This is a genomic window from Nocardia sp. NPDC050718, from assembly GCF_040654235.1.
In the GTDB taxonomy this organism is placed as follows: domain Bacteria; phylum Actinomycetota; class Actinomycetes; order Mycobacteriales; family Mycobacteriaceae; genus Nocardia.
On record NZ_JBFAHQ010000011.1, the window covers coordinates 1 to 20,231 of the forward strand.

The following is a 20,231-nucleotide window of genomic DNA, read 5'->3' on the forward strand; positions in this document are numbered from 1 at the left end:
GCGCCGCTCCCAAACCACCACCAGCTTGTCGACGACCATCTATCTGCCCCCCCTCCCTGTGCCGGCGGGGCGGCCGCCCCCCCCCCCCCCCCCACCGCTCGCCTGACGCGAGAGAAATCATGACATCAGCGGCTTCGCTCGGTGTGACCCTGTTGGCCGAGGGGTCCATCGATTTCAACGTCTCCGGGGTGATCGACCAGTTCTGGCGATTGACCGTGGACGGTCTCACCTACGGGTCGATCTACGCGTTGGTCGCGGTCGGCTACACGCTGGTCTACGGCGTGCTGAGACTGATCAACTTCGCCCATTCCGAGATCTTCATGCTCGGCATGTTCGGCACCTATGTGGGACTGGAGCTGCTCGGCTTCGCCCCCAGCGGCAACGCGTACTCCCAGGGCGTCCTGCTCACAGTGGTCTATCTCGGCCTGGCGATGCTGTTCGGCATGCTGGTCTCGGGAATCGCCGCGGTCGGTCTGGAACGAGTCGCCTACCGGCCGCTGCGCAAGCGCGGAGCCAAACCACTGGCCTTCCTGATCACCGCGATCGGCATGTCGTTCGTGATCCAGGAGTTCGTCCACTACATCCTGCCCAAGCTCAGGCCCGGCCTCGGCGGCTCCAACGCCCAGACCGGCATCCGGCTGGTGGAGCCGAAGGTGCAGTTCACCTTCCTCGGCGCGCAGGTCACCAATGTGGCGCTGGTGATCATCGCCGCGGCCATCGTGCTCGCGATCACCACCGAGATCGTCATCAACCGCACCAAGTTCGGCCGCGCCATCCGCGCGGTCGCCCAGGACCCCGACACCGCGACCCTGATGGGCGTCTCGCGGGAACGGGTCATCGTGCTCACGTTCCTCATCGGTGGCCTGCTGGCCGGCGCGGCCGCGATGCTGTACACCCTCTACATCCCGACCGGCATCATCTTCTCCGGCGGCTTCATCCTCGGTATCAAGGCGTTCAGCGCCGCGGTGCTCGGTGGTATCGGCAACCTGCGCGGCGCGCTGCTCGGCGGCATGATCCTCGGCGTCGCCGAGCAGTACGGCCAGATCCTGTTCGGCAACGAATGGCGTGACGTGGTCGCCTTCGTCCTGCTGGTGACGGTGCTGATGTTCCGGCCGACCGGCATCCTCGGCGAGAGCCTGGGGAGGGCGCGCGCATGACCGACCTGACGAAAACCCCGGTGGAGACCCAGGATCGGCGCGGCCTCGGCGACTCGATCCGCGACTGGTGGGACGGGCTGTCCCGGCCCGGCCAATGGGCCGTCGGCGTGCCGGTCATCGCCGCGCTGGCGATCCTGCCGCTGTACCCGCCCCCGCTGATCGACACCCCCGGTGTGAGTTTCGGCGGTGTGATGGCGCAGTTCGCCATGTACGCGCTGATCGCCATCGGCCTGAACGTGGTCGTCGGCCAGGCCGGTCTGCTCGACCTCGGCTATGTCGGCTTCTACGCCGTCGGCGCCTACACGGTCGGCCTGCTGACCAGCCCGAACAGTCCGTGGAACCAGACCGACGGCGGCTGGCTCAATCCCAGCTGGGCCTGGCTGGCCTGTCTGCCGATCGCGGTCGCGCTGACCGCGTTCGCCGGTCTCGTGCTCGGCGCGCCGACGCTGCGCCTGCGCGGTGACTACCTGGCGATCGTGACCCTGGGCTTCGGTGAGATCGTCCGCCTGATGGCCGACAACCTCGAGGAACTGACCAACGGCAGCCTCGGCCTGTCCAAGATCGCCTACCCGCAGGTCGGCGAATCCGAGGCGCACCCCGGTGGCTACTTCTCCCCGGGCAACCTCGGCGACCCCGACAGCTCGAATCCGCTCGAGCGCGCCAACAACGGCACCTGGTGGTTCTGGCTCGGCATGGCGCTGGTCGTCGTGGTCCTGCTGGTCATCGGCAACCTCGAGCGCAGCCGGGTGGGCCGCTCCTGGGTCGCGATCCGCGAGGACGAGGACGCCGCCGAGATCATGGGCGTGCCGACCTTCAAGTTCAAGCTGTGGGCGTTCGTGATCGGCGCCTCCGTCGGCGGTCTGTCCGGCGCGATGTACGCCGGTCAGGTCACCTACGTGAATCCCAAGCAGTTCGACATCATCCTGTCGATGCTGTTCCTGTGTGCGGTGGTGCTCGGTGGTTCGGGCAACAAGCTCGGCGTGATCGTCGGCGCGTTCCTGATCGCGTACCTGCCGATGCGCCTGCAGTCGGTGCAACTGGTGTCGAGCGAGTCGACCGGCTATCTGCTGCTCGGCCTCGACGTCGCGCTGCTGGTCGGGCTGTGGCTGCTGTGGCGGTGGCGCCGTGACGCGCTGGGCGTCTGGGTCCGGCGCGGGGTGATCACCGTGACGATCCTCGCGGTGATCTTCGGGCTGCTGCTGCTGGGCAGCGTGCTGCTCTACCGCAAGGGCGGCGCGCAGAATCTCGGTGACCTGAAGTACCTCTACTTCGGCATCGCGCTGGTGGTGATGATGATTCTGCGGCCACAGGGTCTGTTCCCGGTGCGGCAGAAACTGCTCACCTACGGCAGACAGGTGTACCAGGCGGTCGTGCGCAAGCCGGCGGCCGAACCGATCGGAGCAGGGCGATGACCGGGCCGGGCGCGGGAGACGCGCTGTACGACAACGAGGACATGTCGGCCGGGTACAAGCCCCCGCCGGAGATCGAACCGGTGGGCGAGGTCGACGTCACCGCGGTGCTGCCCGCCCTCGGCGACGCGGAGACCGTGGCCGATGTGGTCGCCCCGCACCGCGACATCGAGACCGCGGTGGGCGAGCCGTTGCTGCGCACCGACGGTCTGACGGTGAAGTTCGGCGGTCTGACCGCGCTCGACAGCGTCAGCTTCGAGATCCGCCGCGGCGAGATCCTCGGCCTGATCGGCCCCAACGGCGCGGGCAAGACCACCTGTTTCAACGCGATCACCGGCGTCTACAAGCCGGCCGGCGGCAGCGTGCACTTCGACGGGCGGCCGCTGGCCAAGACCAAGCGCAACGAGATCACCCGCTTGGGCATCGCGCGCACGTTCCAGAACGTGCGGCTCTTCAACGAGATGACGGCGCTGGAGAACGTGGTCGTCGGCACCGACGCCCGGCACGGCACCTCGGTGCCCGGCGCGGTGTTCCGCACGCCGAAGCACCGCAGGGAGGAGCGCGACGCGATCGAACGCGGCATGGCGCTGCTCGAATTCGTCGGCATCGCGCCGCGGGCGGTGGAGAAGGCACGCAATCTCTCCTACGGTGACCAGCGCAGACTCGAGATCGCGCGAGCGCTGGCGACCGAGCCCAAGCTGCTGTGTCTGGACGAGCCCGCCGCCGGATTCAACCCCAGCGAGAAGTCGGCGCTGATGGAGCTGATCCGCAAGATCCGCGACGACGGTTACACCGTCCTGTTGATCGAGCACGACATGCGCCTGGTGATGGGCGTGACCGACCGGATCGTCGTGCTCGAGTTCGGCCGCAAGATCGCCGACGGCCTGCCCGCCGAGGTCCGCGAGGACCCGGCCGTCATCGCCGCCTACCTCGGTGTGCCCGACGCGGACACCATCGAGGAGGTCCGCGACGAGGCAGGCGCCGCCGCGGCGGCCGCAGCCGCGCCCACCCAGGCCCCGGCCACCGTGGTGGCGGCGGCGCAGGAGGAGCCCGCGGTCGCCCCCGAGCAGCCGGTGCCGCTGCTCGAGGTGCGCGACATGGTCGTGAACTACGGCAGAATCGAAGCGCTGCACGGGATCTCACTGTCGGTCCAGCAGGGTGAGCTGGTGACGCTGCTCGGTGCCAACGGCGCAGGCAAGACCACCACCATGCGCGCGCTGTCGGGCCTGCTGCCGCTCACCTCGGGCCGGATCCTGTTCGAGGGCACCGACATCACCACGATGAAGGCGCACGACCGGGTGGTCCAGGGCCTGATCCAGGCGCCGGAAGGCCGCGGGGTGTTCCCCGGCATGACGGTGGCCGAGAACCTCGACATGGGCTGTTACGGCAGGCCGTTCGAGCAGAAGGCCGAGTACCAGCAGACGCTGGACTGGATCTTCGAGCTGTTCCCGCGGCTGGCCGAGCGGCGCAAGCAGGTCGGTGGCACCCTCTCCGGCGGTGAGCAGCAGATGCTGGCCATCGGCCGCGCCCTGATGGCCCGGCCGAAGCTGCTGCTGCTCGACGAACCGTCGATGGGCCTGGCGCCCATGGTGATCCAGCAGATCTTCAAGATCATCAGCGAGATCAACCGCCAGGGCACCACGGTCCTGCTCGTCGAGCAGAACGCCCAGCAGGCACTGACCCGCAGCGACCGTGCCTACATCCTGGAGACCGGCGAGGTCACCAAGACCGGTGCGGGGTCGGCCCTGCTCACCGACCCCGCCGTCATGTCGGCGTACCTGGGTCACGACTGAGTTGTCGACCGCGCGAAACCGGCCCCCGTCCCGCTCCACGAGCGTGGCGGGGGCCGGTTTCGTCGGTGCGGTGGGCCCCGACCGGCGCGGCGGGGTTCGGGGGTGTCGGTGGTGGTCCCTACACTCATCCGGGTGAGTTCACCGACGACTGCTCAGGCATCGACAACGACCACCGCCTCCGGGGGTGAGCGGCCGACGCTGCTGCTCCTGGACGGGCACTCGCTGGCCTATCGCGCGTTCTTCGCGCTACCGGCGGAGAACTTCAAGACCGTCACCGGGCAGACCACCAACGCGGTGTACGGCTTCACCTCGATGCTGATCAATCTGCTGCGCGACGAGAAGCCCAGTCACGTGGCCGCGGCATTCGACGTGTCCCGCAAGACCTTCCGCACCGAGGCGTACCCGGAGTACAAGGCCAACCGCAGCGCGACGCCCGACGAGTTCCGCGGTCAGGTCGAGCTCACCAAGGACGTGCTCGGCGCGCTCGGCATCCCGGTGATGGCGATCGACGGCTACGAGGCCGACGATGTGATCGCCACGCTCACCACCCAGGCCGTCGCCCAGGGCTACCGGGTCTTCATCGTCACCGGTGACCGCGACGCGATCCAGCTGGTCAACGACGACGTCACGGTGCTGTACCCGCGCAAGGGCGTCTCCGACCTCACCCGCTTCACCCCGGCGGAGGTGGAGGCCAAGTACGGCCTCACCCCGGCCCAGTACCCCGACTACGCGGCCCTGCGCGGCGACCCGAGCGACAATCTGCCCGGCATCCCCGGCGTCGGCGAGAAGACCGCGGCCAAGTGGATCCGCGAATACGGCGACCTGGCCACCCTGGTGGACAAGGTCGACCAGGTGAAGGGCAAGGTCGGCGACTCGCTGCGGGCGAACTTGTCGAGCGTGGTGCTCAACCGCCAGCTCACCGAGATGGTGCGCGAGGTGCCGCTGCCCTACACCCCCGACCAGCTGGCGCAGGCGCCGTGGGACCGGGAGAAGATCCACCAGCTCTTCGACGACCTGGAATTCCGGGTGCTGCGCGACCGGCTGTTCGAGACCCTGGGCTCCGCGGAGCCCGAGGCCGAATCGGGCTTCGAGATCAGCGGCGCCGCGCTGGAGCGGGGCGAGGTCGCCGACTGGCTGGCGGAGCACGCGAAAGCCGGTGTCCGCCATGGCCTCTCGATCGTCGGCACGGGCACCCCGGTGCACGGCGACGCCCGCGCGCTGGCCATCGCCGCCGCCGACGGCGAGGGCGGCTACGTCGACCTCACCGCGCTGAGCACCGAGGACGAGGCCGCGCTGGGCGCCTGGCTGGCCGACCCGGCCGTCCCCAAAGCGCTGCACGAGGCCAAGGCCGCCGAGCACGCGCTGCGCGGGCGCGGCCTCACCCTGGCCGGGCTCACCAGCGACACCGCCCTGGCGGCCTACCTGGTCCGCCCCGGTCAGCGCAGCTTCAACCTCGACGATCTGTCCCTGCGCTACCTCAAGCGCGAACTGCGCGCCGAGACCGGCGACTCGGGCCAGCTCTCGCTGCTCGACGACGAGGACACCGTCGCCGCCGACATCGCCCGCGAGGAGATGCTGCGCGCCCGCGCGGTCGCCGACCTCGCCGAGGCGCTCGACCAGGAACTGGCGCAGATCGAGTCGACCGCGCTGCTCGAGGAGATGGAACTGCCGCTGCTCGGCGTGCTCGGCACGCTCGAGGAGGCGGGCATCGCCGTCGACGTCGACCAGCTCGAATCGCTGCAGCGCCAGTTCGCCGACCGGGTCACCGAGGCGGCCAACTCCGCCTACGAGGTGATCGGCAAGCAGATCAACCTCGGCTCGCCCAAGCAGCTGCAGGTGGTGCTGTTCGACGAGCTCGACATGCCCAAGACCAAGCGCACCAAGACCGGCTACACCACCGACGCCGACGCGCTGGAGTCGCTGTTCGAGAAGACCGGCCACGCGTTCCTGGAGCATCTGCTGGCCCATCGCGACGCGACCAGGCTCAAGGTCACCGTCGACGGCCTGCTCAAGTCGGTCGCAGACGACGGCCGCGTGCACACCACCTTCAACCAGACCATCGCCGCCACCGGCCGGCTCTCCTCGACCGAGCCGAACCTGCAGAACATCCCGATCCGCACCGACACCGGCCGCCAGATCCGCGACACCTTCGTCGTCGGTCCGGGCTACGCCGAGCTGATGACGGCCGACTACAGCCAGATCGAGATGCGGATCATGGCGCACCTGTCCGGTGACGAGGGCCTGATCGAGGCGTTCAACTCCGGCGAGGACCTGCACACCTTCGTGGCGTCGAAGGCCTTCGACATCCCGCTGTCGGAGGTCAACCCGGAGATGCGCCGCCGGATCAAGGCGATGTCCTACGGTCTGGCCTACGGCCTGAGCTCCTACGGCCTCTCGGCCCAGCTGAAGATCAGCACCGCCGAGGCCAAAGAGCAGATGGACGTGTACTTCGACCGCTTCGGCGGCATCCGCGACTACCTGTCCGAGGTCGTCGACGAGGCCCGCAAGGTCGGCTACACCCAGACCCTGTTCGGCCGCCGCCGCTACCTGCCCGACCTGGATTCCAGCAACCGCCAGCGCCGCGAGGCCGCCGAGCGGATGGCGCTCAACGCGCCGATCCAGGGCACCGCGGCCGACATCATCAAGGTCGCGATGATCAATGTGCAGACCGCGATCCGCGCCGCGGGCCTGCGCTCGCGGATGCTGCTGCAGATCCACGACGAACTCGTCTTCGAGGTCGCCGAGGGTGAGCGCGAGGCACTGGAAGCCCTTGCCCGCGAACAGATGTCGTCCGCCATCGAACTCTCGGTGCCGCTGACCGTGTCGGTCGGCACCGGCCGGAGCTGGGACGCGGCCGCCCACTGACTTCGCTCACCCCGGCGCGGCGCCACGGCGGAGTTTTGCGGTGGCGCCGCCGCCGATCCGGTCGGCACAATGGCCGGATGCTGATCCGACCCGGGGGAGTCGCCGACGCGACGGCCGTCGCCGCACTGCACGCCGCCAGCTGGCGGGTCGCCTACGCCGGGATACTGCCCGCGGCGTATCTGGCGGGGCCGATGCCCGCCGACCTGGCAGCGCGGTGGCGGTCGATCCTGGTCGACGCGCGGACGCCGGGGTTCCTGGTCGCCGAGGAAGACGGCGAGCTGCTGGGGTTCGTCTATCTGCGGCCGATGCCGGACGGCCGGGTGCTCCTGGACAACCTGCACGCCCGGCCGGGACGACTCGGCCGGGGGATCGGTACGGGCCTGATCGAGTCCGGCCTGGCCTGGTCGCTGCGTGCGTACCCCGATCGCCCGGTCTACCTGGAGGTGCTGCGCGAGAACAGCGCGGCCATCGCCTTCTACGAGCATCGCGGCTGGCGCCGCACCGACGCCAGGATCGGGCATTTCGACGCCGGGTTCGCGGTGCCGGAGTACGAGTACACCTGGACGGCGGGTGTCGCCTTCGTCCAAGACTTCGGGACCGCGCGGTCGTAGCGTGGTGGGTGTCGACCGAAGGAGTTGAGTGTCATGACCGGATTCGTGGCCACCGCCGACACCGAGATCACCGCGTCACCGGAGCGGGTCTGGGCCGTGCTGACCGATCCGGCGCAGATCCGCCGGTTCATGTTCGGGGCCGAGGTGTCGACCGACTGGCTGCCGGGGAGCCCGATCACCTGGACGGGCGAGTACGAGGGCACCGCCTACGAGGACAAGGGGGAGATCCTGGCTGTCGAGCCCGGCCGGCTGCTGCGACTCACCCACTACAGCCCGCTCAGCGGCGCACCCGACCGGCCCGAGAACTATCACACGCTCACCTACGAGCTGTCCGGCAGCGCGACCGGCACCCATCTGACGCTGAGCCAGGACAACAACGCGAGCCCGGCCGAGGCCGAGCACGCCCGCGCGATGTGGGCGGGCCACGTCGACGGAATCAGGCAGGCCGCCGAGGGCGGCTAGTCCCGGCCCGGCCGGAGATGCGTCATCGTTTCGCGCGCCGGGTGTGGCAGCATCGGCGGTATGACCGCCGACGTCATCGCGACACCCCTGCCCTCCTGCCCGGACCTCGAGCAGGCCTTCGCGGCCTCGTGGCCGGTGCGCCTCGGCGATACCGACGGGCAGGACCGGCTGCGGCTCGACGCGGTGGCCCGCTATCTGCAGGACATCGGCTTCGACCACCTGGACGCGGTCGAGGACGGCGACAGCCACCAGGCGTGGATCGTGCGGCGCACCGTGATCGACGTCTACGAGCCGATCGAGTTCGGCGACCGCGTGCACCTGCGCCGGTGGGCCGACGCGCTGTCGAATCGCTGGTGCGACATGCGAATTCAGCTGCGGGGCGAACGCGGCGGGCACATCGAGGCCGCCGCCTTTCTGATCCACATCGACCCGGTGGCCGGGCGGCCCGCCCGGATGAGCGACGCGTTCATGGCCCCGATGCTGGCCAGCACCACCGAGCACCGGCTGCGCTGGCGCGCGGCCCTCACCGAGCTCGACGGGCCGGAGGGTGAGGCGGTGCCGTTCCCGCTGCGGGTGACCGATGTGGACCGGCTGGGCCACGTCAACAACGCCGTCTACTGGGAGGCCGTGGAGGAGGCGCTCGCCGCCCATCCCGACCGTCACGAGCTGCCGTACCGGGCGATCGTCGAGCACGTCGGCCCGGTGATGACGGGCGACAAGGTGGTGCTGCGCACCAGCCGGCGCCCCGACGGGCTGCGCCTGCAGGTCGACGTGGACGGTTCCGCGCGGGCGCTCGCCGCGGTCGAGCGGCTGGCCGAGGGCCGGAAACCGCTGGGGGACTAGCGGATACGGCTCACTTGCCGCGAGCGACGAGGGTGGCCGACCCGCCGTTGAGATCCACCTGATCCCGCGGCGGCGCACCGTCGGACGGCGTCTCCCGGTGCATCAGGGTGCTCTGCCGCTGCTCGAACTCGTGGTGCTTGGACCCCTGGAACATCGCGGTCAGGTGCTCGAAGCCGGTCGCCGCCACCGCGGGCCCGCTGCGCTTGCGCGTCCACGGGAGAAAACGCGTCCCGGTGAGCCGGTTGACAACCACCTCGAGCAGCGCCAGCAGGATCAGCAGGATCGCCAACCCGGGGATCGTCATCGCGAAGACCGTACCCATGTGACCACCGTACCCGGCGCCGAGCGCGTGCGCGCTGAGCTGCGGTGATGGTACTCACGAGTAGACACGGCGGGGCCGGAAGTAAGTTGCGGTTTCGCGACGATCGCCCTATCCTCGATCCCGTGCCGAATCCCGCCGACCGCTTCGCCGCGCTGCTTGTCGCTGACCGCGACCGCGCGGTCGCTGCTGCGCAGACCGCGCAGGCAGCCACACGGCAGATTCTTCTCGTAGTAACCCGCCGTAGCGGGGTCTGATTCGGACCGGCCCCCTCGCTGCGGGCTGATTTTCATTGTTCTGCTGGTCCCACCTGCCAACGAAGACGATCTTCGGGAAGACCTCACCTGCAATGACACTGCTGACACTGGACCGTGCCCTGTTCGACGCCGCCCCCAAGGGGCTGCGCGCCGAGACCGACAACCTGACTCCCACCGAGTTCCTCGACCGGTACACCCGGATCGAGGGGCCGATCACCCTGCGCGAATTCACCTGTTCCGGAACGGATTTCACCGCGACGCTGGAATTCGCCGACCACCTGCGCACCGTCATCGCCGCCGGTAGCCCGGTCGCCGCCATGACCTCGGCGCTCTACGACGAGGGCTACCCCCTCGAGATCCTGCAGTTCCACCAGCGCCGCACGGCCGAGGGCATCGCGACCTTCGTGCTGTGCGAATTCAACGGCAAGCGCGGCTGGGCCGCGGCCATGCGCGCCGACGCCGCCGAGTCGAGCGTCCGCGCCATGATCGCGGGGCTCAACCTGCTCGCCGGCTGAGCCGAAAAGCACGCAAGGGTCCGTTCACCTCACCAAAGGTGAACGGACCCTTCGCGTTTCGGGTGCCTATTCGGCGGGAGTGGCCTGCTCGGCGATCTGCTTGCGCACCTCGTCCATGTCCAGGCCCTTGACCTGGGTCACCAGATCCTCGAGCGCGGCAGGCGGCAGCGCGCCCGGCTGGGCGAACACGAGCACGCCCTCGCGGAAGGCCATGATGGTCGGGATGGACTGGATGTTCGCGGCGGCCGCGAGTCCCTGCTCGGCCTCGGTGTCGACCTTGCCGTACACCACATCGGTGTGCTTGTCGGAGGAGGCCTCGTAGGTCGGCGCGAAGCTGCGGCACGGTCCGCACCAGGAAGCCCAGAAATCGACGAGGACCACGTCGTTTCCGGTGATTACTTCGTCGAAGTTCTGCTGGGTCAGCGTCTGGGTGGCCATGACGTCCCTTCCTTGTCGGTGTCCTCGGCTGTAACGCCGTGGCGTCCCTCTATCTTCCACCGACCACGAGGTGCTCCTGCCGCGCGTCCCCGTCCCAGCGGCGAATGCCCACCACAACGGTGGAAAAGTCGTGGTCGGTGGCCACCGCGCCGATCGCGGCGCCGAGGCGCTCCGGCGGCACCCGCCGGGCCAGTGTGACGTGCGGTGTCCAGGCGTCGGGTGCCATCGTCGCGGGGATGCCGGGGCACGGTCGCACCAGGTGGTGGACCCGGCGTTGCAGGGCCAGCAACTCCTCGGTGACCACCACGGGCCGCACCAGGATCGGCCTGCGGGCGCCGAAGACGAGCAGCCCGCCCAGCCGGATCGGCAGCGGCCGGAACTCGATCCCGGCCAGCGCGTGGTCGATCCGGGGCCAGATCTCGCGCGCCACGGCGACCGTGACGTGCGGTCGGTGGGTCGCGCCCCGCGGGCTGCCGATCCCCGCCTCGGCCAGCACCGCCCACTGTCGCCGGACCTCGGCCTCGCCGTGTTCGTCCAGGAGCAACTCCACCGACTGCACCATGATCTGCAGAAAGTAGTCGCTCCCGCGTGTCCCCGTGGCCGACTCGGTCCCCTCAGGCGCGAGGATGGACGGGTGAACGGTGCGAAGGCGAGCCTGCGGCTCGGTGTGATCGACGGAGACGGAATCGGCCCCGAGGTGGTCGCCGCGACGCGGGCGGTCGTCGACGAGGCGATCGGCGCGGCCGGGCTCGGCCCGGTGGAGTGGGTGCCGCTGCTGATGGGTCACGACGCCATCGCCGCCTACGCCGACCCGCTGCCCGAGCAGACGCTGGTCGCGCTCGAAGACCTCGACGCGTGGATCCTCGGCCCGCACGACAACGCGTCCTATCCCACGGACATGCGGGTGGCGCCGGGTGGCACCATCCGCAAGCGGCTCGGGCTCTACGCCAACATCCGGCCCGCGGCCGCGTTCGCCGGGGTGCGGGCGAGCGCGCCCGACATCGACCTGGTGATCGTGCGCGAGAACAGCGAGGGCTTCTACGCCGATCGCAACATGTTCGCCGGATCGGGGGAGTTCCGCCCGACCCCGGACGTGGCGATGGCGGTCGCGGTGATCACCCGGCAGGCGTGCGAGCGGATCGCGCACCAGGCGCTGCGGCTGGCCCAGGGCAGGCGCAAGCGGGTCACGGTGGTGCACAAGGCGAACGTGCTGCCGATGACGACCGGGCTGTTCCGCGACGTCTGCTACGAGGTGGCCGCGCGATATCCGGACGTGCGGGTCGACGACGAGCACGTCGACGCGATGGCCGCGCACCTGGTCCGCGCGCCGGGGACCTACGACGTGATCGTCACCGAGAACCTGTTCGGTGACATCCTCTCCGACCTCGCGGGCGAGCTGGCCGGTTCGCTCGGCATGGCGGCGTCGCTGAACTGCTCCGACACCAAGGCGATGGCCCAGGCCGTGCACGGCGCCGCGCCCGGCCTGGCGGGCCGCAATCGCGCCAACCCGGCGGCGCTGCAACTGTCGGCGGCGATGTTGTTGCGGTGGTTGGCCGTTCGCGACGACGACCGCGCACTGCACGACGCGGCGGAGCGGATCAACCGGGCTGTCGCGGCCACCCTGGCGGCCGGAATCGCGACCGCGGATCTGGGTGGGCTGGCTTCCACCAGCGAATTCACCGAGCAGGTCAGAGCGCGCGTGCACCGGAGGTGAAGGGACCCCTTTCACATTGGCTGATTAATCTTCGGTTACTGTCGCACCACGCTGTGTCCGGTTCGCATACATTGCCAAACAGGCGCTGACACGTGGCCGGCGTCGACGTGAAATGTGGAGGCTCCTTTGTCTGTTCGTATTGTTCTCGGCCGCAGCGCCGCGCGGCTGTTGTGTACCGCGGCCGCCGGTGCTCTGGTGCTGGCCGGCTGTGCCAACAACACCGAGGGTGAGACCGCCGAGGTGACCAAGGTGTCGGTGGAGAAGGTCGACGCGCTCGCCGCGGCCGTTCCCGACAAGGTGAAGCAGGCAGGCAAGCTGGTGGTCGGCGTCAACGTGCCGTACCAGCCGAACGAGTACAAGGACGCCAGCGGCAAGATCGTCGGCTTCGATGTCGATCTCCTCGACGCCGTCGCGACCACCCTCGGACTGAAGGTCGACTACGTCGAATCCTCGTTCGAGAAGATCATTCCCGCGATTCAGGCGGGCACCTACGACGTGGGTATGTCCTCGATCACCGATTCGCGCGAACGCGAACAGCAGGTCGATTTCACGACCTATTTCTCCGCGGGCATCCAGTGGGCCCAGCAAACCGGTAAAGCCATCGATCCGAACAATGCGTGCGGCAAGAAAGTCGCCGTACAGTCCACTACGGTCGAGCACACCGACGAGATTCCCGCCAAGAGCGCCAAGTGTGTCGCCGAGGGCAAGCCGGCCATCGATATGAAGGCCTTCGACGAGCAGAGCGCCGCGACCAACGCGCTGGTGCTGGGCCAGGTCGACGCGATGTCGGCCGACTCCCCGGTGACCGCGTACGCGATCAAGCAGAGCGGCGGCAAGATCGAGGCCGCCGGCCCGCTGTTCGATTCCGCGCCCTACGGCTGGGCCGTGCAGAAGGGCTCGCCGCTGGCGGTGTCCCTGCAGAAGGCGCTGCAGCACCTGATCGACAACGGCAAGTACGGCGAGATCACCACCAACTGGGGCGTCCAGGACGGTCAGATCAAGACCTCGGTGATCAACGGCGCTGTGAGCTGACGTGACCGAGCGCAACGACGCGGCGGAGGTGCCCGGACCGGGCACCGAACCCGAACCGATCAAAGCGGTCCCGCTGCGCAGGCCGGGCCGCTGGATCGCGGCGGCAATCATCCTGATCCTGGTGGGATTGTTCGCCTACGGCGCGGCCACGAACCCCGCCTACCGGTGGGACACGTACGCCAAGTACCTGTTCGACAGCCGGATCACCGCGGGCGCGCTGGTGACCCTGGAGCTCACCGTGCTCGCGATGGCGATCGCGGTGGGCCTGGGCACCGTGCTGGCGGTCATGCGGCTGTCGCCGAACCCGGTGCTGCGCACCACCGCGTGGGTCTACCTGTGGATCTTCCGCGGCACCCCGGTCTTCGTGCAGTTGGTGTTCTGGGGCCTGGTGCCCTCGCTCTACAAGCAGATCGACCTCGGCGTGCCGTTCGGTCCGCAGTTCTTCCACCTGGACGTGCAGCATCTGCAGGCGGCGTTCCTGTTCGCGGTGATCGGTCTCGGCCTCAACGAGGCCGCCTACATGGCCGAGATCGTGCGCGCGGGTATCAACTCCGTCGGCGAGGGGCAGCGCGAGGCCTCGGTGGCGCTGGGCATGTCGTGGACGCAGACGATGCGCCGCACGGTGCTGCCCCAGGCGATGCGGGTGATCATCCCGCCCACCGGCAACGAGCTGATCGGCATGCTCAAGACCACCTCGCTGGTCACGGCCATCCCGCTCAGCACCGACCTGTTCGGTCGCGCCCGTGACATCTACGGCGTGAACTTCCAGCCGATCCCGCTGCTGCTCGTCTGTGCCACCTGGTACCTGGCGATCACCAGCATCCTGATGGTCGGGCAGTACTACTTGGAGCGCTATTACTCGCGCGGTGCCACCCGGCAGCTGACGGCCAAGCAGCTCGAGGAACTGGCCACGGCGCAGGCGGCGGTGAAGGCGAAATGAGCGAACCAGCAGTGACGACGCCGCCGATGGTGCTCGCCGACCGGGTGTGCAAGAACTTCGGCGCGCTGAAGGTGCTCAAGGGCGTCTCGCTCGAGGTGCAGCGCGGCAAGGTGCTGACCCTGGTCGGGCCGTCCGGCTCGGGCAAGTCGACCTTCCTGCGCTGCATCAACCACCTCGAACAGGTGAACGCGGGCAGGCTCTACGTCGACGGCGAGCTCGTCGGCTACCGGGAGAAGAACGGCAAGCTCTACGAGATGCATCCGCGCGATGCCGCGATCCAGCGTCGCGACATCGGCATGGTGTTCCAGCATTTCAACCTGTTCCCGCACCGGACCGCGCTGGAGAACGTGATCGAGGCGCCCACCCAGGTGCGCGGGATCCGCAAGGCCGACGCGATCGCCAGGGCCGAGGAACTGCTCGACCGGGTCGGCCTGGCCGCCAAGCGCAACGCCTATCCGGCGCAGCTCTCCGGCGGTCAGCAGCAGCGCGTGGCGATCGCGCGGGCGCTGGCGATGGATCCCAAGCTGATGCTGTTCGACGAGCCCACCTCGGCGCTGGACCCCGAGCTGGTCGGCGAGGTGCTCACCGTCATGCGTGAGCTCGCCGATTCGGGCATGACCATGCTGGTGGTGACCCACGAGATGGGCTTCGCCCGCGAGGTCGCCGACGAGCTGGTGTTCATGGACGGCGGCGTCGTCGTGGAATCGGGTCCGCCGCGGGAGTTGCTGGCGAACCCGCAGCACGAGCGCACCAAGGCATTCCTGTCGCGCCTGCTCTGAGGTGGTGAGCGAACGGCCCCGCGGACTGTCCGCGGGGCCGTTTCTCATTCGTCGACGGTCAGTCGTTCCAGGGACACCTGTGCTTGGGCGATGCGGCGGATGGCGGCCAGGGCGGTGTCGCCGAGGACGGTCAGCACCACCGCGGCGTCGACGATGTCCTCGCGCCCGCCGGCAGCCAACGCCGTCGCCACATCGGTCTCCGCGATCACTCGCGCACCGTCGAAATAGGTGGGCAGGGCCGTGGTGCCCCAGTCCGTGTAGCCGAGCTGGGCCAGGCGCACCAGCACCGAGGTGAGCGTGTCGATCGCCTCCGGGCTCGGTTTCGTGTCCCAGCCGCGCCGGTCCATCTCCGCGCGCACGGTCTCGTGCGCGCGATCCCAGTCGGCCTCGGGTGCGGCGGGCGCGGGGGCGGACATGCTGCCCTGGACCACGCCCAGCAGCCTGAACAGCGACAGATCGGGGGAGTCGACGGCGGCGAGCACATCGCCCACCGTCGCCACCGGTAGTCCGCCCACCTCGATCAGCGCGCGCACCAGCCGCAGCCTGCGCAGGTGTTCCTCGCCGTAACTGGCCTGGTTGGGGCTGGTGCGCGCGCCCGCGGGCAGCAGCCCTTCCCGCAGGTAGTACTTGATCGTCGCCACCGCGATGCCGCTGCGCTCACTCAACTCCGAGATTCGCACCGCTACCTCCGTTTCATTCGGCCCCCTTGCCGACTGCCCGGCTTGCGGATAGTCTAACTATCCATAACGGATAGTAGAACTATCTATCACTGGGAGATGCGCCATGTCCGTCCAGCCCGTCGACTCGCTGCCCCGCCGCCGCGCCCCACTGCACCGTCCACTGCTGTATTTCGCCGCCGTCAACGCCGTGCTCGCCATGGTCGCGGTGCTCGGCATGGTGGTCGACGACCGGGTGATCGCCGGGTCGACCGCCTGGTTCAAGCCGGGCAAGTTCGCGATCTCGTTCGTGTTCTACTGCCTGGCGCTGGCCTGGCTGATCTCGTTGCGGCCCAAGGCTTCCCGGCTCACCGGGGCGATGGCGACGGTGATCGTGGTCGCCGGGGCGATCGAGCAGCTGGTCATCTTCGGGCAGGTCATCCGCGGCAACCGCAGCCACTACAACATGACGACCACCGTCGACGCCGTGCTGTGGATCACCATGGGCAGCACCATCATCGTGCTGTTCCTGGCCACCATGGTCGTCGCCGTGCAGCTCTCGCTGAGCCGGATCGGGGACGCCGCGATCACCTGGTCGATCCGGCTCGGGCTGGCCATCACCCTGGTCGGCCTGGCGCTGGGCAATCTCATGCCGGGTCGCGAATCCGGGGTCGACGGCATCGCGGGCGCGCACACCGTCGGCGCGCCCGACGGCACCCCGGGGATGCCGCTGACCGGCTGGAGCACCACCGACGGCGACCTGCGCATCCCGCACTTCGTCGGCATGCACGCCCTGCAGGCGGTGCCGCTGTTCGCCGCGCTGCTGGTGCTGCTCGCGCCCCGGATCCCGCTGCTGCGGGTGCTGCGGGTGCGCCTCGGCCTGGTCGTCACCATGGCCGCCGGCTACGCCGCGGTGCTCGCGCTGGTCACCTGGCAGGCGCTGCGCGGCCAACCGCTCATCCACCCCGACCAGACCACCCTGACCGTGGCCGCCGTGATCCTCACCGGCGTCGTTCTCGGCACCCTGATCTCGATCGCGAGCGCGATCGGCGTCCGAAAGGCAGTCCCCGCATGAGCACGCTGTTCGACCTGTCCTTCTTCGTCACCGTCCCGTTCTGGGCGCTGATGATCCTGGCGCCCACCTGGCGCCGGACCCGCGCGATCATCGGCTCGCCGTGGATCACGCTGGTGCCGCTGATCGTCTGGGCGATCGTCGCGGTCCCGGTCCTCGGCGCGATGTGGTCGCTGGTGAGCTCCCCGTCGCTGGCCGCGATCACCGACGCCGTCGCCGACCCCGCCGTGCTGACGGCCCTGTGGGCGCAGATCATCGCCTGGGACCTGTTCCTCGGCCGCTGGATCTACCTCGACAGCCGCGCGCGCGACATCCATCCGCTGCTGATGGGTCCGCTGCTGGTCGGCACGATCCTGTTGTCGCCCATCGCCTTCCCGATCTACCTCGTGCTGCGCGAGGTGGCCGGTCGCCGATCGACGCGCGATCACGGTGTGCCGCACGCCGACCCGATCGCGGCGTGACCCCGCGGGTCCGGACCGACCGCGGTCCGGGCCGTCGCGGTCAGTGGTCGTCGAAATCGGTTCCGCGGGCGGTGGTTTCCCACTCCAGCAGCTCGGTGCGCACCGAGTCGAGATGCCCGAGAATGGCGTCGACCGCGTCGTTGCCCAGCGGCAGCCGCAGCGGCGTCTTGTCCGCGGCCAGTGCCGCGCGGATGGCGGCGGCGGCCTTGGCCGGATCGCCGGGCTGGAGTCCGTCGCTGGTCTCGACCATGCGGCGGGTCGGGCCGACGGTGTCGGCGTAGGCGTCGGTCTCGGTGCTGAGGGTCGCGGCGCCGGGGCTCATGAGTCCGGTGCGGAAGCCGCCGGGCTCCACGATCAGCACCTTGATGCCGAACGGGGCGACCTCGTCGGCCAGCGCCTCCGACAGGCCCTCGAGCGCGAACTTCGTCGCGCTGTAGGCGGCGAAGCCCGCGAAGGACAGTTGCCCGCCGAAGCTGCTCATCTGCACGATCGCGCCACCGCGCTGCGCGCGCAGGTGCGGGAGGACGGCGCGGGTGAGGGCGGCGGGGCCGAAGACATGCAGGTCGAACAGGTCACGCAGTTCGGCGTCGGTGGTCTCCTCGACCGCGCCCACCTGGGTGCGGCCCGCGTTGTTGACGAGTACGTCGATCCGCCCGTGCCGGGCGACCACATCCGCCACGACCGCGTCGATACGCGCGGTATCGGTGACGTCGAGGGCGATCGCCTCGAGCTGATCGGGGTGCGCGGCGACCAGATCGTCCAGGGGTGCGGTGCGGCGGGCCACCGCGACGACGGTGTCGCCCGCCGCAATCGCCGCCTCCGCGATGGCCCGGCCGAAGCCGCTGCTCGCACCGGTGACCAGCCAGATCTGGGGGTTGCTCATCTGGGTCTCCTCGATCGATTCCTGTTGTGCCGCCGATACTTCCGTCGCGGCGCGAGACCGTCCAATACCCGCTGTGATAACCAGTGGTTATGGACGTGCACGGGCGCGAGCTGCGCTATTTCGTCGCGGTGGCCGAATCGCTGAACTTCACGGCGGCCGCCGACGGGCTCTACGTCTCCCAGCCCGCCCTGAGCAAACAGATCCGCAAGCTGGAGAGTCAGCTCGGCGCGGCGCTGTTCGTGCGGGACTCGCGCTCGGTCGCCCTGACCCCGGTCGGGGCGGCGCTGTTGCCGCAGGCCCGTCGGGTGCTGGCCGCGTGGGAGGCGGCCGCAGCCGCGGTGGCGTCGGCGAAGGCCGTCCAGCAAGCGGAGCTGTCGATCGGGATCAGCACCAGTCCCGGCCGGGGCATCCTGCCCGCCGTTCGTTCCCGGTTCGCCGCCGCCTTCCCCGACGCGAAACCCGTACTGCGCCAGGTCGGCTGGGACGATCCGACCGCCGGTCTGGCCGACGGGTCCGCCGATGTCGCCTATGTCTGGCTCCCGCTGGCCGACAGCGAGCGCTACCGCTGGCTGGTCGTCGCCACCGAGCCCCGCCTCGTCGCCCTGCCGGACACCCATCGTCTCGCCGGTCGCGCCACCATCGCCTTCGCCGACCTCCTCGACGAACCCTTCCTCGCGCTGCCCGCCACCGCGGGCGCGCTGCGTGACTACTGGCTGGCCGTCGACGCGCGCGCCGGTCGGCCCCCGATCATCGGCGCCGAGGTCTCCAGTACCGAGGAGACCTACGAAGCCCTGGTCAACGGTGACGGCGTGGTGCTGCTCGCCACCGGCAACGCCCCGCTCGTCGCCCACGATGGCGTCGTGACCAGGCCGGTGACCGGCCTCAGCCCGTGCGAGCTCGCCCTGGCCTGGCGTGCCGACGACGTCCGCCCCCTGGTGCGCGGCTACGCCGAAGCCTGCGCGTCGGCGACCGCCCACCGGCGCTGAGTACATCGGGCAACGGAGGTACCGGTCTCGGTGGGGTTCGCGCGGGGTGCTCGGACGACGCCGACATCACCCACGGGCACGGCTTCCGAGCGCGATGCGCAGCTGGCCGAGCAGCACGGTGGCCGCGGGACTGCCGGGACGGTCGGTACGCCAGGCGATCGCGAGGCGGCCGTGGATGCGCGGCTCGACGATGGCCAGGGCGCGCACGCCGAACGCGGCGGCCTCGGCCGGGGTGAGGGCGGGCACGACCGCGGTGCCGAGACCCCGCGCGGCCAGGCGCAGCAGGAGCGGGGGAGCGGCGGCCTCGAACGCGACCTGTGGCGTGAAACCGGCGGCGGCGCAGGATCGTTCGAAGACGCCGCGCAGCCCGGTCCCGGTGGGCAGGCAGATGAGCTGTCGATCGGTCAACGCCGCCAGGGTGATCGTGCCGGCGGACTCGGCGGGATCGACCGGTGCGTCGAGCGCGACGGCGGCGACCACCGGTGTCTCGAGAATCACCTCGAGGCCGACGCCGGGACCCGGTGCGGCGCCGGTCAATCCGACGATCGCGAGATCCAGCTCGCCGCGCTCGATGGCGCCCAGCATCCGCTCGGCGGTGTCCTCGGTGAGGCTGATCCCCACCCGCGGGTGATCGTCGTGGAAGTCGGCGAGCACCCCGGCGACATCGAACTCCTCGGTGGCCGCACCGGAGATCACCCCCAGCCGCACGTGCCCGCGCAGCAGCCCGGTGAATTCCTGCACGGTCTCGCCGATCCGGTCGGCCGCCGCCAGCGCGGCCCGCGCGTGCCCGAGCACGGCGGACCCGACCTCGGTGGGTGTCACCGAGCGGGTGCCCCGGACCAGCAGCGGCTGCCCCAGCTCGCGTTCCAGCTGCCTGATCTGCGCGCTCAGTCCCGGCTGTGTCAGGTGCAGGCGCTCGGCCGCACGCGTGAACCCGCCCTCGTCGACGACGGTGACGAAATACCGCAGCTGCCGCAGTTCCATCCCGGGATTCTAGCGTTTCCCATAACCAATAGTTATCGAGTCGAGAAAGACTATC

General features: G+C 69.7%; 21 protein-coding genes and 1 pseudogene. 16 read left to right on the plus strand and 6 right to left on the minus strand.

What is annotated here, in order from left to right; translation table 11 throughout:
• Positions 1 to 119 precede the first annotated feature (119 nt).
• The 8 genes and pseudogenes from AB0H54_RS31320 (at position 120) to AB0H54_RS31355 (ending at position 9,140) form a co-directional block, all read left to right on the plus strand.
• The gene (locus AB0H54_RS31320; protein ID WP_357350348.1) at positions 120 to 1,157 is read left to right on the plus strand and encodes a branched-chain amino acid ABC transporter permease; all 1,038 of its coding nucleotides are present in this window, start codon (positions 120 to 122) and stop codon (positions 1,155 to 1,157) included.
• Complete coding sequence (locus AB0H54_RS31325; RefSeq protein WP_357350350.1) at positions 1,154 to 2,569, plus strand: branched-chain amino acid ABC transporter permease; 1,416 nt, start codon at positions 1,154 to 1,156, stop codon at positions 2,567 to 2,569. The genes AB0H54_RS31320 and AB0H54_RS31325 overlap by 4 nt, the downstream gene beginning before the upstream one ends.
• Positions 2,566 to 3,510, plus strand: a pseudogene (locus AB0H54_RS31330) (ABC transporter ATP-binding protein); the annotation flags it as partial. The gene AB0H54_RS31325 and the pseudogene AB0H54_RS31330, both read left to right, overlap by 4 nt.
• Before the next feature lie 153 nt (positions 3,511 to 3,663).
• Positions 3,664 to 4,359: an ABC transporter ATP-binding protein gene (locus AB0H54_RS31335; protein WP_357350566.1), complete on the plus strand. Its 696-nt coding sequence runs from the start codon at positions 3,664 to 3,666 to the stop codon at positions 4,357 to 4,359.
• Between the two features lie 132 nt (positions 4,360 to 4,491).
• Positions 4,492 to 7,224 (plus strand): DNA polymerase I, encoded by a 2,733-nt coding sequence (polA, locus tag AB0H54_RS31340; protein ID WP_355284744.1) that lies wholly within the window; start codon positions 4,492 to 4,494, stop codon positions 7,222 to 7,224.
• Between the two features lie 77 nt (positions 7,225 to 7,301).
• A complete protein-coding gene (locus AB0H54_RS31345; RefSeq protein WP_357350352.1) occupies positions 7,302 to 7,835 on the plus strand; it encodes a GNAT family N-acetyltransferase in 534 nt (177 codons plus the stop codon).
• Positions 7,836 to 7,868: 33 nt separating this feature from the next.
• Entirely contained in the window at positions 7,869 to 8,297 is a 429-nt protein-coding gene (locus AB0H54_RS31350) for an SRPBCC domain-containing protein (RefSeq protein WP_357350354.1), read from the plus strand.
• Positions 8,298 to 8,357: 60 nt separating this feature from the next.
• Positions 8,358 to 9,140: an acyl-ACP thioesterase domain-containing protein gene (locus tag AB0H54_RS31355; RefSeq protein WP_357350356.1), complete on the plus strand. Its 783-nt coding sequence runs from the start codon at positions 8,358 to 8,360 to the stop codon at positions 9,138 to 9,140.
• A gap of 10 nt (positions 9,141 to 9,150) precedes the next feature.
• Here AB0H54_RS31355 and AB0H54_RS31360 read toward each other — a convergent pair whose 3' ends face one another.
• Positions 9,151 to 9,462, minus strand: a complete 312-nt coding sequence (locus AB0H54_RS31360) for a DUF6191 domain-containing protein (RefSeq protein ID WP_355284734.1) — start codon at positions 9,460 to 9,462, stop codon at positions 9,151 to 9,153.
• A 346-nt stretch (positions 9,463 to 9,808) separates the two neighbouring features.
• Between AB0H54_RS31360 and AB0H54_RS31365 the strand changes: the two genes are divergently transcribed.
• On the plus strand, positions 9,809 to 10,231 hold the full coding sequence (locus tag AB0H54_RS31365) for a 2-keto-3-deoxygluconate kinase (RefSeq protein ID WP_355284731.1): 423 nt from the start codon (positions 9,809 to 9,811) through the stop codon (positions 10,229 to 10,231).
• Positions 10,232 to 10,297: 66 nt separating this feature from the next.
• Here AB0H54_RS31365 and trxA read toward each other — a convergent pair whose 3' ends face one another.
• Positions 10,298 to 10,669, minus strand: a complete 372-nt coding sequence (gene trxA / locus AB0H54_RS31370; protein WP_355284728.1) for a thioredoxin — start codon at positions 10,667 to 10,669, stop codon at positions 10,298 to 10,300.
• A gap of 49 nt (positions 10,670 to 10,718) precedes the next feature.
• Positions 10,719 to 11,219, minus strand: coding sequence for a 2'-5' RNA ligase family protein (locus tag AB0H54_RS31375; protein ID WP_355284726.1), 501 nt, complete (start codon positions 11,217 to 11,219; stop codon positions 10,719 to 10,721).
• 84 nt (positions 11,220 to 11,303) lie between these two features.
• On the opposite strand from AB0H54_RS31375, the gene AB0H54_RS31380 reads away from it, so the two are divergent.
• From AB0H54_RS31380 to AB0H54_RS31395, 4 genes are all read left to right on the plus strand, one after another.
• Positions 11,304 to 12,383: an isocitrate/isopropylmalate family dehydrogenase gene (locus tag AB0H54_RS31380; RefSeq protein ID WP_357350359.1), complete on the plus strand. Its 1,080-nt coding sequence runs from the start codon at positions 11,304 to 11,306 to the stop codon at positions 12,381 to 12,383.
• Between the two features lie 126 nt (positions 12,384 to 12,509).
• The gene (locus AB0H54_RS31385) at positions 12,510 to 13,415 is read left to right on the plus strand and encodes an ABC transporter substrate-binding protein (RefSeq protein WP_357350360.1); all 906 of its coding nucleotides are present in this window, start codon (positions 12,510 to 12,512) and stop codon (positions 13,413 to 13,415) included.
• A gap of 1 nt (position 13,416) precedes the next feature.
• Positions 13,417 to 14,355 (plus strand): amino acid ABC transporter permease, encoded by a 939-nt coding sequence (locus tag AB0H54_RS31390; RefSeq protein WP_357350361.1) that lies wholly within the window; start codon positions 13,417 to 13,419, stop codon positions 14,353 to 14,355.
• Between the two features lie 26 nt (positions 14,356 to 14,381).
• Positions 14,382 to 15,134: an amino acid ABC transporter ATP-binding protein gene (locus tag AB0H54_RS31395; protein WP_355284750.1), complete on the plus strand. Its 753-nt coding sequence runs from the start codon at positions 14,382 to 14,384 to the stop codon at positions 15,132 to 15,134.
• Between the two features lie 44 nt (positions 15,135 to 15,178).
• On the opposite strand, the gene AB0H54_RS31400 is transcribed toward AB0H54_RS31395, so the two are convergent.
• Positions 15,179 to 15,814 (minus strand): MerR family transcriptional regulator, encoded by a 636-nt coding sequence (locus tag AB0H54_RS31400; RefSeq protein WP_357350363.1) that lies wholly within the window; start codon positions 15,812 to 15,814, stop codon positions 15,179 to 15,181.
• Positions 15,815 to 15,917: 103 nt separating this feature from the next.
• Between AB0H54_RS31400 and AB0H54_RS31405 the strand changes: the two genes are divergently transcribed.
• Together AB0H54_RS31405 and AB0H54_RS31410 are read left to right on the plus strand one after the other, a co-directional pair.
• Positions 15,918 to 16,865 carry a hypothetical protein gene (locus AB0H54_RS31405; RefSeq protein ID WP_357350365.1) on the plus strand — a complete coding sequence of 316 codons (948 nt, stop codon included), beginning with the start codon at positions 15,918 to 15,920 and terminating at the stop codon, positions 16,863 to 16,865.
• Complete coding sequence (locus tag AB0H54_RS31410; RefSeq protein ID WP_357350367.1) at positions 16,862 to 17,323, plus strand: ABA4-like family protein; 462 nt, start codon at positions 16,862 to 16,864, stop codon at positions 17,321 to 17,323. Before AB0H54_RS31405 ends, AB0H54_RS31410 begins: the two co-directional genes overlap by 4 nt.
• 40 nt (positions 17,324 to 17,363) lie before the next feature.
• On the opposite strand, the gene AB0H54_RS31415 is transcribed toward AB0H54_RS31410, so the two are convergent.
• Positions 17,364 to 18,206 carry an oxidoreductase gene (locus AB0H54_RS31415; protein ID WP_357350369.1) on the minus strand — a complete coding sequence of 281 codons (843 nt, stop codon included), beginning with the start codon at positions 18,204 to 18,206 and terminating at the stop codon, positions 17,364 to 17,366.
• An 89-nt stretch (positions 18,207 to 18,295) separates the two neighbouring features.
• On the opposite strand from AB0H54_RS31415, the gene AB0H54_RS31420 reads away from it, so the two are divergent.
• Positions 18,296 to 19,192 (plus strand): LysR substrate-binding domain-containing protein, encoded by an 897-nt coding sequence (locus tag AB0H54_RS31420; protein ID WP_357350371.1) that lies wholly within the window; start codon positions 18,296 to 18,298, stop codon positions 19,190 to 19,192.
• Positions 19,193 to 19,258: 66 nt separating this feature from the next.
• Here AB0H54_RS31420 and AB0H54_RS31425 read toward each other — a convergent pair whose 3' ends face one another.
• Entirely contained in the window at positions 19,259 to 20,176 is a 918-nt protein-coding gene (locus AB0H54_RS31425) for a LysR family transcriptional regulator (RefSeq protein WP_357350373.1), read from the minus strand.
• Positions 20,177 to 20,231: the final 55 nt, after the last annotated feature.